Genomic DNA, 15,140 nt, shown 5'->3' with positions numbered 1-15,140 from the left:
CAAACCAAATCCTATAAAATAGTTGAAAAGATTAATCCGATTCTTGTTTATATTTTTACTTATTAGCAAGTCTTACTCCCAAACTCATCTAAATTATACTCCTCAAAATATTGATTCTTTAAAAAATTATCTTACCACAATGTCTAATAAAAAGGCAGGTAATTTTGAAATTAAAAAACAAAAGCTGGTCAAAGAAATACTTCTTGAGAGAAAAACTTCATTTTTAAAAGAAGTAAAGGACAGTACGTTTATATTTGACAAAACGATTCAGCAATCAATAAAAACAATTCTTTCCAAAATATATCTTTCAAATCCTCAAATCAATCATGATGACTTTTATTTTTTTATAAATAAATCGATGATTCCAAATGCGGCTTGTTATGGAAACGGCACCTTTTCCATTAATCTTGGCTTGTTTACATTAATTGAAAATGATGACGAACTGGCATTTATAATTTGCCATGAGTTGGCACATCATATATTAAAGCATAATGACAAATCTATCAATGAATACATAGATACGTATAACTCAAAAGAAACCAAACATTCAATAAATAAAGCAGCTAATCAAACATACGGGCGTAGAGCAGCTGTTTCTGCACTATTAAAAGATCTTGAATATAATTTCATGAAACAAAGCAGAGGCGCTGAAATTCAGGCTGACTCTTTAGGTTTTGTTCTATTTAATAAAACCGATTATAATAAACAAGCTTCGGTTAATGCTCTTAAAAAATTAGATTTATCTAATACAATGTTTTTTAAGACTCATGCAGATCTAAAACAAAATTTTGATTTTAAGGAATATCCCTTTAAAGAAGTTTGGCTTAGTGCTGATGAAAAATTATTCAATATTACAGAAAGTGCCAATGATTTAAAATTCAATAAAGACTCTCTGAAAACACATCCTGACATCCCACTTAGGATTGAAAATTTAAATACAAATTTTAAATTCACCTCAACAAGTCCAAATACTTCAGAATTGAGTAAACTGCAAAAAAAAGCTTTAGAGAACAGTGTGAAAATTTATTTTGATGACCTCAGATTGGACTTAGCGCTATACCAATTATTATCCCTGCATGAAAAAAACGAAATTTCGGAATCAGAATTCTGTATTTCAATAGCTTACCTGTTTAAAAAAGTCTATTTATTAAAAGAAAAACACACCTTTGGGAAATATGTAGAAGGAGTCAATCCGTTTTCCGAAGAAAAAAACATTAATGAAATACGATCGTTTTTAAACAATTTAGAATTGAAAAACATTCGAAAAATAGGCTACTATTTTTGTCTCGAAAATGAATCAAAAATTAAGGACAGTGTCGCTTTTCAGGATTCATTCAATTTCTTTAAAAATCTAAACCAAAATTAATATAAATTTAAATCAATTCCCCCTAATGAAAAAAATTACTTGTTTACTTTTAATGTCTCTTGCCGCAAATCTAGCTGTCGCACAGACAAAAAAAATCAACGAAGTTAATACCTTCGTATCTAAAAATTCTGGAGTGATCTACAATAAAGAAAAAGATGTAGATGGATATTATTTCTTTTATGAAGTTGACAAACTTAAAAAAGGAGATCGCGAATTTGCAATTCAAATACTAGACAACAATTTAGTTGAAGTTGCAAAAAAAACGTACGTAAATAACAAGAATACCTTTTTAATGAAAAGCAGCTTTAATAACCAAGCTATGATGTTTGCTTTAGCCAATTATAAAGAAAAAAAAATCAATTTACTTACCTTCGATAAAAAAGCAGAACAAAGCGCATCGATAGATATTCCTTTGGAAAGCAAAGAAATAAAATGGATTGAATTGATGAAAGCTTCGGGCGATTTCAATATTCTTTTCCCAGTTAATAATAAAGGTTTTTTATTTAACAAAGTTGCCGATAATAAAAAAATAGGATATTCTTTAAAATACTACCCAACAGATGGAGGGAAATCTTGGGAATTTAATTCTCCTGTAGATTCACAAGAAATCTTGATGATCAATCCAATCGAAGTAAATGAAAGCGTAGTTGTAGCTTTAGAATTTTCACGTAGCAGTGCTTTCTCAAGAAAAGTTACCATAAAAACACTTGTAATAGACGCAAATACTGGTAAACTTCTATTTGATAGAGAATACAGTAAAGACCAAAAACCAAGAATGATATCGAATGCTTACATAAACAATAATAACGCAGTAGTATTATTGGGCGAGTATTTTAAAGAAGGTGATAATATTTTTGATGATCAAAGTCTAGGTCTTTTTTCGGAAGAAATTAACTTATCTGGACAGACTAATAAAGAAGTTCTAGTAAGTTGGAAAGATGATGTAAGTAAATTTTACAAACCTCAAAATGGAGACAAAGAAATTGGTCATATTTATTTTCATAGTATCGTAAAAACTGCAGCAGGTGATATCTATGCGATAGGAGAAAAATACAAGAAAACTGCAAGTGCAAGCGGTATTGCAATGGCTGTCTTAAGTAGAGGACAATCTGCTACAACGCAATTAACAATAACAGATGCAGTAGCTTTTAAATTTGATAGTGACTTTAAATTAAAAGACATCAAAGTTTTTGAAAAAGGAAAATCAAGAGTTCCTTGTCTAACCGATTTTGGAAGCCCACAGCTTAATGCAAATGCATTAAAAAATCAAGGTGCTTTTGACTTTGTCTTTACACAAATCGACAAAAAGAACGATCGTTTTTATTCTTGTTTTGTAGATTACGAAAGACTTTCAGGTGAGAAAAACAAATTTGCTTTTAAAACAATTATTTATGATGAAGGTGCACTCTCTCAAGATAAAATCTATTTATCTAATGAAGATACCGATTTTAGAGTATTGGCAGGAAAAGTAGGCTATGTAGCTCTAATTGAATACAATAAAAAAGACAAAGCAATTAATCTACACTTAGAAAAACTAAATATTAAATAATACCTTAATTGAATACAATAAGATTCATATCTCAAAAATAAATTCTGATAAAATCATGTGAATACTTTTGGAAGCAGAACTAGTATGCAGCTGTACTCCAACTGGAACTTACATCGAAAACTAAAATTTATATTTTAAAAAGAAAAGAAGCCGTCTCAAACTAATATTGTGACGGCTTCTTTATATAAATTAATTATTTGAGGTCTATTTAATGAGTCTCAAAAAACAATTATCAAGATCTTGCATTGTTTTGAAACAATTTCTAGAAATTAATCCAACCCCTCCAGGAATCCAGTATGAGCACTTTTAAGAGCAAAATTAGAATCATACAATAAAGGCCAATCGTTTCCTACGTGATTTAAATCTGTGCTATAAGGAATCCAAGATTCATCATCTTTCATCCCCCAGATTGTTAAGGCATATTTGTTTGCCGCAGGAATTGCATTATATATTTTGACAATCTCTTTATATTTTTCTTTTTGAGCCAGTCTTCTTTCATTGGTAAAAGAGGTAATGTCATTTGTTGGATTTACTTGAATATCCAACTCAGAAATATGAATTTTTAAACCTTTAGCGACAGCTCTATTAATATCCGTTTCTATTTGGATTTTGGTTGGATTTAAATAAGTGTTGTGCATTTGATAACCTACTCCATCAATAAGATTACTTGTTTTTAAATCATCTATTATTGAGAACATTTTATTCTGTTTAGGAATATTTGTTGAAGTAGCATAATCATTATAAAATAATAATAAATTTTTATCACCTGCCGCATTTGCAGCATCTCTAGCCCATTGAAAGCAATCTTTAACATAGTTTGGCCCCATTCGCTGAAGGAAAATAGTATTTCTCAACTCTCCTGTGTTGTCGTCAACTGCTTCATTAACTACATCCCAAGATTTTACTTTTCCTGCGTAATGAGTAACAACATCGGTAATGTATTTTTTTACTTCGGCAGCAAATTGTACATCAGTTCCAGAAAAATTAGTTAACCACGTTGGTACTGCATTATGCCAAACCAAAGCATGACCGTGTACATTGATGCCATTAGCATTTCCGTAAGCAACAATTTTATCTGCCGCAGTCCAGTTGTAAACGCCACTTGCTGTAGAAATTGGATTCATTTTCATTTCATATTCCGCAGAAATGCTACTAAATTCATTTTTTAATATTGCATCATATTTACTTCCATTCACTAATTGGTCGGCCTTCACTGCCATACCAACAAAAAACGGATTTGCTAATTTATTTGCCTTAACTTTTAAAAAAGTAGGGTCTTCAGGAATAGTACTACTACCTGTAGTAATAACACTAATTACATTTGAATAACCCGAAATTTGTGAGTCATTTTTGGCTCTAACTCTATAAAAATATTGAGTCCCACCATTTAAACCAACTACAATTTCATTTAAATCCGTTACTTCTTTTGAATTGTAATTTTCTACAAAAGTTGTAAAATCACCACTTATAGAAACATCTAAAAGATAGCTCTGGGATTTGGAAACATAATTCCATTTGGCTTTAAAACCTGCATCATTAACATCTTTTGCTGCATTTGCAATAGGTGTTTCTAAATTACTAGCAGCTGCGTTATCTTCACTTGAACAAGAATTCAACATGAAGAAAATGCTAGAAAAAATTATTAAAATTTTATTTTTCATATTATTATTTCTTATAGTAGATTATTCATACTAATGAGAATAATCTATCTAATTATTTACCTAAATATTTTTAAGATTATGTGATTTACTTTTTATAAAAGGTTGCTGTGTGACAACAACCTTTTAAATCAATCCGTTTATTTATAACGAACCTTAATGTTATCGTATTTTATTACACTAGGATTTGGTGTATCTCCCTGAGCGATACCAACTTTAATTTCATTAACTTTAGTAGCATCCAATGCCGCAGCTGAATTGGCCCCAAACCCATAATTATCTTTAAAATCAGAAAGTAATATAGTCTTAGTAGACCAATTTACATCTGTTACTTTGAAGTTATAACCATAGTTTACATTATCAATAGTATTCAATTGAATGGCAAACTGGGCTCCTACAACATTTGCACTCACATCAATTTCTATAAAAGTTTTTGTAGCATCAGTATTTGAATTACTTAAAAAACTAGCTCCACCACCAGCACTACTACCATTGTAACCATTGACAGTTGATCCAGTCCAAGTAAGCGTTGCATAATTACCTGTTGGTCCGCCAGCAGTAGTTGCATTAAAAGAATCTATATCACCATAAGCACTCCAAGATTCTCGGACACCACCTCCATCAAAATTAGAAACAATAACTATTAGCGGAGGTTTTTCAAATTCTATTACTTTTTTTGCTGTACCGCCTGGAGTAGTAATGATCAACTCTGACCCTGAAACCGCATCAGACGGTAAACCAATAATAATTGAAGAAGATGAATTTACAGAATAACTGATTGTTTTTCCTCCTAATGTTACCGAAGAAACATTATAAAACCAAGTGCCTTCGATCGCTAGAGGGAAACCAGGAGTTGCTACAGCTGGAACCGTTTTTGCAATAGTTGGAGTAGGCTGTAAAATCTCAATATCTTTAGTAACCGAACCAGTCGCAGTTACAAATGTGATTGGTTGTACTCCAAATCTACTTCCTAGTTTATCATCAAAAGGAATAGTAAAAATAAACGCTTTGTCTGAATTATAGGTAGGATTAAAACTGATATCAATTTTATTATCAAGAGTGATTTTTTTTAATCCAGACAAACCTTCACCTTCTACTCTAATTTTATTGAGAGGGAAGGCCTGATTAAGTAAGTCTCCTGGTTCAGCAACCATTGCTTCTACATTTGTAGTAACTACATCGTCATTTTGACAAGCCGTAAAAGCAGCTAAAGTCAAAAGAAACATAATGCTATATTTTATTTTATTTATCATAGTATAAAAATTAATTGAAGTTAAAAGGAACTGGTGGTTCTAACAATGATGGATTAGTATCAATTGCAGATTGTGGCAATGGCAATTCAAAATAATCGCTAGTTGGAGTTATCTTTCTAGAAACTAAAACTGTTCTGTCATCATCAGAATAAAAGCCAACTTCCTGTTGCGAAATAATTGCTGTTGCTTCTGCCAAACCACGACGTTTTAAGTCGAAGAAATATTGTCCTTCAAGTGCAAATTCAATTCGTCTTTCATTAAACAACTCGTCTCTTGTAAGTATTGTTTTAGTTGGTAATCCTGCTCTGGTTCTAACTTGATTGAAGGCATCTAATGCTGATATATCGGATGTAGAATTTCCTCCTCCTAAAATAGCCTCGGCATGCATTAATAAAATATCAGAATATCTTAATATAATTGTGTTTTGTGATGTTCTCATAAAAAACACATCGTTTCTTTCTGCAGCAGAACCCACAATATACTTCCTGAAATTTGCTCCTGTAGAAGATAGTATTTTTTTATACTTGAAACCCCCTTGTTTTTTTAACAATTCTGGATAAAAGTCCCCATCAGTCATGATAGTACTCTTCTTTCTGCTATCGTTTGCTTCAAATCCACTTTGCAATGAGATAGAAGGCAGGTAAACTCCCCATCCGTCACCACCGCCAGTTATTCCAGTACCATTGGGAACTATATACGCCTGATTTGTGTTTTGAGTTCCCCATTCTGTAGCAATCGCTTTCCATTGCAGCGCAAACATACTTTCTGCACTATTATCGTTTTCCGGACTGCTAAACATATCTCCGTATTGCTCAATTAGTGAATATTGTTTTCCCATAATTTCCTGGGTCAAACTCGCACACTCTGCATATTCATGTAGCGTTAAATGTACTTTTGCGAGAATGCCCTTGGCTACCGTTTGGTTAACATATCCTTTCTTTGCCGACGTTTCAGGTAAATTTGCTGCTGCGTATTCTAAATCTTGTTTGATGAATTTATAAATATCCTCAACAAGATTTCTTTTTGGCTGCGGTGCAGATCCCGCTTTGGCAACAATAGGAACTGCTCCAAAAGTTCTTACCAAATAGAAATAAGCATTTGCTCTCATAAATCGAGATATTGCTATCGAATTTTTGTATGCTGCTTCCGGTAATTCACTTTTTCTGTCTTCAACCAAACTCATTAAATTATTTGCTTGATCTACTACTGAGAATAAAGAAATATATCCTTCTGTTAAAATTGGGTTTTGTGATGTTACTTGTGCATTTAAAAATTGTGCATAAGCACCATCAAATGTAAAAGCATTACCGGCATACATATCTCCAACGGCAATTAAGAATTTATCATTAAAAGTAAACCAAGGCTTAAAATACAAACTTTCGGCGATTCCATCAAAAGCTGTAACTCCTTCTGGTAAATCAGCGGGTGTCAATTGATTTTCAGATGGTGCATCCAAAAATTCATCTGAACAGGAAAATAAAGACAGTAATGGTATCAGCATTGCTATCATAAAAAGTTTAAAATGTTTTTGCATAACTATTATTTTTTATTTTAACGACTATTAATCATTAAGTTAAATACTATTTTATTAAAATTTTAGAATTTTAAATCTACCCCTAGAGAAATAGTTCTTGGTACAGGATATCTTCCTAAATCAATACCACTCAGTGTTATATTTTGATCTAAATTTCCTAGAGCTGGATCAAATCCAGAATATTTGGTAAACGTATATAGGTTTTGCACATTCGTATAGAATCTAACATTTGAGAAGATAGAATTTTTGAATATTTCAGTTGGCAAATCATAACTTAGTGAAACATTTTGAATTCTTAGATAAGAACCATCTTCAACAAATCTGTTAGAAATTCTTCCATTCCCATTAGGATCTGTAAGTGTAATTCTTGGTACATTTGTATTTTCGTTTACTCCTACTTCAAATGCGTTTAACGACTCAGTACTTACGTTTGCGTATCGATCTCCAAATCCTGGATAAATACCATCAGTATAATGACGTGTAAAATTGTAGATTTCGTTACCTTGACTTCCTGTTAAAACAATTGATAAGGTTAAGTTTTTGTATTTAAAATTATTCGTAAATGAATAGGTAAAATCAGGAATTGCACTTCCCATAGCAGTTTGATCTTTAGCATCAATTTTTCCATCTCCATTAAGATCCTTAAAACGGATATCACCAATACCTGTGCCTGCCTCTTGAACAGGCCCTGCAGCTAATTCAGCATCATTTTTAAACAATCCATCAGTAATATATCCATAAAATTGTCCAACAGGTTCTCCTTCTGACGTTTTAGTAACGGTATATGAATCAAATTGTACTTTCCCTAATAAATTTTTACCGTTACCTTGAAAACTTTTTAATACATTATCATATTGTGATAGTATAATTGTACTGTCCCATGTAAAATTTTCAGTTACAATGTTTTTTGTATTCAATGTAAATTCTACTCCTTTAGTTTCAATTTCACCAGCGTTTAAATAGTAGCCAAGCGCACTTTGATTGGATTCATCATTGATTTGTTTCGTTAAGAAATCTGAAGAATTCTTGATATAATAGTCAAATGTAAATTTCACTCTATTATTAAGCATATCTAAATCAATACCCGCATTGAAAGATTTAAGTGCCTCCCATTTAATATCTGGATTACCTAAGTTGTCAATTGTAGGAGATGACTCAGCAGGTTCCCCTGGGTTACCAAATGGAGATGGGTTTAAAGTCAGAATTGTTTGATATCTATTTGATATAATATTTTGATTTCCAACTTCACCATAACCCACTCTAAACTTCATATAATTTATGGTATTTGATAAAGGTTCAAAGAATTCTTCATTACTTACTGTCCAACCTCCGGAAAATGATGGGAAATAACCCCATTTATTATTAGGACCGAAGTTAGAAGAAGCATCTGCTCTTAAAGAAGCGGCAAATGAATATCTATCCGAAAAACTATAATTTAATCTCGAAATATAAGAAGTCATAGACCATCTCCCTGAACCATTTCCATTCAAAGCAGTGTCTATATCCCCTAAGTTTAAGTTGGTGAAATTTGAATTTAAATAATCCCCGGTTCTGTAACCGCTTAAATATTCATATTGGCTTTCTTGAGCTTCCTGACCTAATAAAAAAGTGAAGTTGTGTTTCTCTTTAAAAGTTTTATTATACGTCAAATAATTTTTGATACTCCAATAAAAATTTTGATCCTGCTGTTTGAATGATTTGTTTAAAAGCTCTGATACATTTCCTAAAGTATAGGCAGGTGCAAAAGAACTGCTTTTCACAAAATTTAAATCATATCCTAATTCGGATCTAAAAACCAATCCTTTTGTAAGAGTGAAATCAGCAAATAAATTTCCGTTGATTTTATACCTGTCATTTTCTGCATTATTATATTCAGCCATAGCAATTGGGTTAGTTGTCTCATTTGCTGAAGAACCTAAATTAGAAATTGGACCAGCAAAAGAACCATCAACATATCTAACTGGTAATTCTGGAGATTGTCTAAGTGTATTCATTACTAAACCCCCTCTATCATCGTTTCTTACCACTTTTTGATGTGACTTACTTAAGGCAATATTATTACCAATTTTCAACCAGGATTTAACATTAGAATCTATATTTAATCGCATGGACATTCTATTGAAACCTGAATTTAAAACAACTCCATCTTGGTTAAAATAATTTAATGAAGTATAATATCTTGTCCCTTCTTTTTCTCCCGAAAATGACAACTGGTGGTTGTACATCATAGCTGTTCTAAAAAGTTCGTCTTGCCAATCTGTTCCATTCCCTAATAAATCGGGTTTTTGATATTGAAAAGGAATCGGCTCTCCATTTAATGCAAAAATTTTCGCTTGATACTTTGCATATTGTGGTAAGTTTAAAACGTCAACAAAATTTGTTACTTGTTGTGTACCCATATAGGTTTCATAAGCAATCGTCGATTTTCCTTTTTTCCCTTTTTTGGTTGTAATCAAAACAACTCCATTGGCTCCATTGGCCCCATAGATAGCTGTTGAAGAAGCATCTTTTAAAATATCAATAGATTCGATATCAGAGATATTTAAACTGGATAAAGCGGAATTTTTTGTCTGTCCGTTTCCTCCACCCAGTGCACTAAATCCAAAAGAATCATTATTCTTATCTGCAAATATTGGAGTACCATCTATAACATATAATGGTTCGTTGCCATTTATAGAAGTAATACCTCTAATTTGAACACTGATTCCTCCTCCTGGTGTACCTGAGTTTTGAGTTACATTTACACCCGCAGCTTTTCCTACAAGTGCTTGATCGATAGAAGTAAAAGGCTTGTCTTGAATCTCTGAAGCTTTAATAGATGAAATTGCTCCAGTAATATCTTTCTTTTTTGATGTTCCGTATCCAATAACAATTACTTCATTTAAATTTTGAGAAACAGCAACCATAACCACTTTCATCATGGTCTGCGTATTTGCTTCTAAATATAATTTTTTGAATCCCTGATAACTAAAAATTAATTTAGATTTTGGAGCTACGTTGTTTAAAACAAAGCTTCCATCAAAATCGGTAGTGGTACCGTTTTTTGTTCCTTCTTCCATTATAGTTACACCAGACAAAGCAGCTCCCTCTGATGTTACTTTACCTTTAACCGTTTGGGCAAAGAAAAAATTTCCCCACAGTATTACTATAAAAAATAGTAATTTTTTAAATATTCGTTTCTTCATAAAATTTGGTTGGTTTTTGAGTTTTACTAATTAGTTTTTTAAGTTTTTAAAACATTTAACGGTATTGTTATTTCATCTCCTTACTATTTGATGCACCAAAACAATTTGTCAAATATTCTGAAACCAAAGTAGACTCAATGCACCAAATATTCTAAAACATATGAAGCCTATTCTAGAACATTTGATGCAGAAAACATCAAAAACGAGCCATTAACTCACTAAACAATTCTCAGCTATTTAAAAAACTATTAAATTATTATTGAAAAATGTGTCTAAAAAATATTATTTCAGAAAAAAAAGCGGGTATTATTTCGTTAACTAAATTTATTAAATGTAAAAAATGATTATCCCTATTGGGTATATAAATTTTTAGCAAAAAAAAAGACTCCAATTATAAAATTGGAGTCTTTTTGAAGTTAAATGCTTCTTTAAAATAGTATCAAACTGATCTTATTCTTTAGATTTTTTCTCTTGTGTTGGCAAATGCCCATATTTTATTTTATAACATTTGGTAAAATAAGATGGCGATGTAAATCCTACTTTATAACTAATTTCATTAATATTATTATCCCCTTGTTCGATTAACTGTTTTGCTTTTTCTAATCGAACATTTCTAATAAACTCATTTACCGAAACACCTGTTAATACTTTTATTTTTCGGTACAATTGACTTCTACTTAAGAAAACTTTGGAAGACAATAATTCTACACTCAACCTCGAATCACTTATATTTTCATTAATAAAATGTAATGTCTTTTGAATGAATTCATTGTCCAGAGTAGTCGTTTTGTCTTTACCATCTTTTGTTATTCCTGTGTAGAATTTCTTAAACATGATTTGCCTACTTGTGATAAGTTGCGCTAAACTGGATTTTAAAATATCCAACTCAAATGGCTTACTCAAATAAATATCGGCGCCCGAATCTATTCCTTCTAATCTATCTTTGACCATTGCTTTTGCAGATAACATTAATAACGGAATATGACTTGTCTTTAGATCTCCTTTTATATTTTTGCAAAATTGCAAGCCATCCATTACAGGCATAATAACATCAGTAATAATCAAATCTGGTAATTTTTGGATAGCAAGTTCATAACCTATTTTACCATTTTCTGCAACAATAACTTTATAGAGTTTACTTAGTTCGTTTTTCAGATAGTTTCTTAAATCTACATTATCTTCAACAATCAAAACCGTGTATGCTTTTATAACTTCTTCTTCAATTTCATCATCAAACTCATTATTTTTATTCGGTTGAATGAATACTTTGCTTTTATACTTTTCTAACTTATGGGTTTCATTGACTATTTCATTATCATTATAAAAAGATTTACCCAATGGAAATGTAACTGTAAACTTTGTACCTTCTCCAACTTGGCTTTCAACATCTATTTTCCCTTTGTGCAATTCAACAAATTCTTTTACAACTTCAAGGCCTATTCCTGTACTACCATAATAAGCCTTATTTAGGTTATTGACTTGATAGAATCTATCAAAAATTCGTTTCAAATCATTTTTATGAATTCCTGAACCAGTATCTTTAATTGTGATTGAAAATGAAGAAACTTTATTTCCCTCAATGATTAATAAACTATCTGAATCAAATTTTTTAATAGAAACAGTAATAAAACCATTATCTGGAGTAAACTTAAATGCATTTGAAATAATGTTAAAGATTATCTTTTCCACCATTTTGGGGTCAAGCCAATCTACCAATTCATCAACAGTTGATTCAAAACTAATTTCAATATTTCTTGCAATAGCTTCTTCTTCAAAATAACTTATTACCTCTTTTGTAAAGGCTACAACTTCTATTTTTTTAACTTGCAGAAAGATTTTATTAAACTGCAATTTATTAAAATCCATAAGCTCATTGATCAATCTTGAAAGTCTACTAGAACTTTTATGGATTGTATTTAATTTATTATGGATATCAGGAGACAGATTTTTATTTCTTAAAATATCTTCTAAAGGATTAATAATTAACGTTAATGGTGTTCTAAATTCATGAGAAATATTCGTGAAAAATTGTAATTTCTTATTATTTAGTTTCTCTAATTGAATCCTTTTTTCTTTTTCTAAAAATATTGCCTGTTTTGCTTTGAAACGATTTTGATAGATTTTATTTAGATATACAATCAAGAAAACTAAAATTGATGTGTATAATAAATAGGCCCAATAGGTTTTCCACCATGGAGGTAATATTTTTATTTTTAATTCAAGCGGAATAGAATTCCAAGATCCATTGGCTTTTGCTGATTTTACTTTAAAAATATAATTACCAGGTGCCAGATTTGTATAAGTTGCTGTTCTGTTATTCCCTACATAATTCCATTCATTTTCAAAACCTTCAAGATAATAGGCATATTGATTCTTACTAGAATAATTATAGTTAATTCCAACATATTCAATTGTAAAAACAGATTGGGTGTGGTTAAGAATAAGCTCCTTGGTTTGAGAAATTACCTTAGTTAGCGGTGAAGATTCTTCATTTAACGTTATTGATTTGTTGAATAATTTAAAATCACTAAAATATAAACTTGGTGCCTTTTCTGTTCTTTTTATCTGATTGGGATTAAAATAATTAATTCCCTCATAGCTACCAAAATAAAGATCTCCATTTCCATCTTTAAAAACAGCATTGTTGTTAAACTCATTCACAATAAGACCATCGTCTTTATCTAAATTAGTGCTTTTTTTGTTTTTAAAATCAAGTTTAGTAAGACCCAATCCTCCGCTTACCCATAGGCAACCATTATTATCTGAAATTATTGCACGAACCGATTTTTCTTTGAAACCAGGGAAATCATTGTAATTTGAAAATATCTTGGTTTTTTTATTATAACTAAACAAGCCTCCACCATCAGTTCCTATCCATATTGTTTTATCATTTGATTCATAAATCGATAAAATAGTTTGAATACTTTTATGCTTGATTCTGTTTTTAAACATCCCATCACGCATTGAAGTCACTTTGAAACTATTATTGGTTTTTATATTTACGGTATATAAACCTAATGTTGTTCCCACCCAAACCATATCATCCGAATCAACAAAAACTTTACGGATAAAACTTAAATCTAAAGAGCTATCAACAAATGATTTAGAATCGCAGTGTATAAAGCTGTTATTTTTTGGATCATAATAATGCAATCCTTTTATATAAGATCCAATCCAAATTCGTCCATTAGAATCTTCAGAAAAACTAAAAATTCGATTTGATTTTAATCCTAATGTATTTGTGGTATTGTAATTTATAAATCTAGTTGTGCCCTTTTTTAAAAAGTAAACACCTTTATCCCAGCTTGCTAACCAGATATTTTGCTTACTATCTATAAATATGGTTTGAATATCATTCGCATCCAAACCTGAAAAATAATTTTGACTCTTTTTGTTTACATGTATAAACTGCTTATCATTAGGATTAAAAACATCCAATCCTCCTCCTTCGGTACTTATTAATAACTTACCTGTTTTATCTTTTACGACAGCAGTAACTGAGCTTGTTTGTAAAGAATTTTCATTATTTAGAAGGGATTCAATAGCATTAAATTTATTGTTAGGTTTATCAAATACTCCAAGTCCTTTATTGTAATAACCCAACCACAATCTATTTTCCTTGTCTTCAAATAATGACCAAACAGAATTAGATTTTAAACTAAAGTCATTATACTTACTATGCACATATTGTTTGATCATCTCCCCTTCTTGGTTTACAATTAATAAACCTTCATTCTCTGTTCCGCAAATCATGTAATCTTTGCTACTTTGAATTAGAGATAGGATTTTATTTTTGGTAATGCGATAATTTTCATACTGATAATTATCTGTTTCTGGTTTAATTTTCAAAAGACCATCTGAAGTAGTTCCCACCCATATATACCCAAATTTATCTATAGTAAGACTTTCTATTTCATTTAAAATTGGTTCCCTTTTAAATTTATCTTTATAAACCTGCTTTATGTTTCCTCTTGAATCCATCTCGATAAGACCGTGCCCTGTACCAAAATAAATAATCCCTTGCTTGTTTTTTACCGAACAATTTACTTGCAAATCAACTCGATTAAGTAAACTTGGTTTTATTAATGAGGCTTTTAAAGTCTTTAAATTAATTTTAAAAATTCCAAAACCATAAGTTCCCAGTAGTAAATTGTTATTATTATCTTGAATAATAGTCTTTACAGAAATTGGATCATCATATCCTTTTGCAATAACATTTTGAATATTAATTTTAGTAAAATTATCTTGATCTCTATTATACAAACACAAACCTTCATCTGTACCAACCCACAAATTATTTTTTGGATCAACAAAAGTGGAATAAATCAAGTTACTATTTACCGAACCTCTTTTTTTGGGATTATATTCATATGCAAAATAATTTACACCATCATAACGATATAAACCAGCACCATTGGTTCCCACCCACATGAAACCATTTTTATCCTGAACTATAGAAGCAATCGCTCTTTGTGACTTTGTTTCCTGAATGCTTCTAAATTGGTAATTATCAAATTTATATTGCGCTAAAATAGAATTTGCAAAAGCAAAATAGAATACAAGAAAATATTTTATATTTTTCATTTACATTATTT

7 protein-coding genes are annotated in these 15,140 nt (G+C 30.7%); 2 read left to right on the top strand and 5 right to left on the bottom strand.

Annotated elements, in window-relative coordinates:
* Positions 1 to 139: 139 nt before the first annotated feature.
* The gene (locus CLU82_RS12120) at positions 140 to 1,366 is read left to right on the top strand and encodes a M48 family metallopeptidase (protein WP_100843345.1); all 1,227 of its coding nucleotides are present in this window, start codon (positions 140 to 142) and stop codon (positions 1,364 to 1,366) included.
* Positions 1,367 to 1,391: 25 nt separating this feature from the next.
* The gene (locus CLU82_RS12115; protein ID WP_100843344.1) at positions 1,392 to 2,915 is read left to right on the top strand and encodes a DUF6770 family protein; all 1,524 of its coding nucleotides are present in this window, start codon (positions 1,392 to 1,394) and stop codon (positions 2,913 to 2,915) included.
* Positions 2,916 to 3,184: 269 nt separating this feature from the next.
* On the opposite strand, the gene CLU82_RS12110 is transcribed toward CLU82_RS12115, so the two are convergent.
* From CLU82_RS12110 to CLU82_RS12090, 5 genes are all read right to left on the bottom strand, one after another.
* Positions 3,185 to 4,576 (bottom strand): endo-1,4-beta-xylanase, encoded by a 1,392-nt coding sequence (locus CLU82_RS12110; RefSeq protein ID WP_100843343.1) that lies wholly within the window; start codon positions 4,574 to 4,576, stop codon positions 3,185 to 3,187.
* A 137-nt stretch (positions 4,577 to 4,713) separates the two neighbouring features.
* Entirely contained in the window at positions 4,714 to 5,826 is a 1,113-nt protein-coding gene (locus tag CLU82_RS12105; protein WP_100843342.1) for a hypothetical protein, read from the bottom strand.
* A 10-nt stretch (positions 5,827 to 5,836) separates the two neighbouring features.
* On the bottom strand, positions 5,837 to 7,360 hold the full coding sequence (locus CLU82_RS12100) for a RagB/SusD family nutrient uptake outer membrane protein (protein ID WP_100843341.1): 1,524 nt from the start codon (positions 7,358 to 7,360) through the stop codon (positions 5,837 to 5,839).
* Positions 7,361 to 7,422: 62 nt separating this feature from the next.
* The gene (locus CLU82_RS12095; RefSeq protein ID WP_100843340.1) at positions 7,423 to 10,545 is read right to left on the bottom strand and encodes a TonB-dependent receptor; all 3,123 of its coding nucleotides are present in this window, start codon (positions 10,543 to 10,545) and stop codon (positions 7,423 to 7,425) included.
* A 450-nt stretch (positions 10,546 to 10,995) separates the two neighbouring features.
* Positions 10,996 to 15,129, bottom strand: coding sequence for a two-component regulator propeller domain-containing protein (locus tag CLU82_RS12090; RefSeq protein ID WP_100843339.1), 4,134 nt, complete (start codon positions 15,127 to 15,129; stop codon positions 10,996 to 10,998).
* Positions 15,130 to 15,140 lie beyond the last annotated feature (11 nt).

The organism is Flavobacterium sp. 5 (genome assembly GCF_002813295.1).
In the GTDB taxonomy this organism is placed as follows: Bacteria; Bacteroidota; Bacteroidia; order Flavobacteriales; family Flavobacteriaceae; genus Flavobacterium.
This window is presented reverse-complemented; position numbering and strand designations above follow the sequence as displayed.

Coding starts and splice junctions, on each gene's coding strand:
- CLU82_RS12120 (WP_100843345.1), top strand. CDS start 140: ATGTCTAATAAAAAGGCAGGTAATTTTGAAATTAAAAAACAAAAGCTG.
- CLU82_RS12115 (WP_100843344.1), top strand. CDS start 1,392: ATGAAAAAAATTACTTGTTTACTTTTAATGTCTCTTGCCGCAAATCTA.
- CLU82_RS12110 (WP_100843343.1), bottom strand. CDS start 4,576: ATGAAAAATAAAATTTTAATAATTTTTTCTAGCATTTTCTTCATGTTG.
- CLU82_RS12105 (WP_100843342.1), bottom strand. CDS start 5,826: ATGATAAATAAAATAAAATATAGCATTATGTTTCTTTTGACTTTAGCT.
- CLU82_RS12100 (WP_100843341.1), bottom strand. CDS start 7,360: ATGCAAAAACATTTTAAACTTTTTATGATAGCAATGCTGATACCATTA.
- CLU82_RS12095 (WP_100843340.1), bottom strand. CDS start 10,545: ATGAAGAAACGAATATTTAAAAAATTACTATTTTTTATAGTAATACTG.
- CLU82_RS12090 (WP_100843339.1), bottom strand. CDS start 15,129: ATGAAAAATATAAAATATTTTCTTGTATTCTATTTTGCTTTTGCAAAT.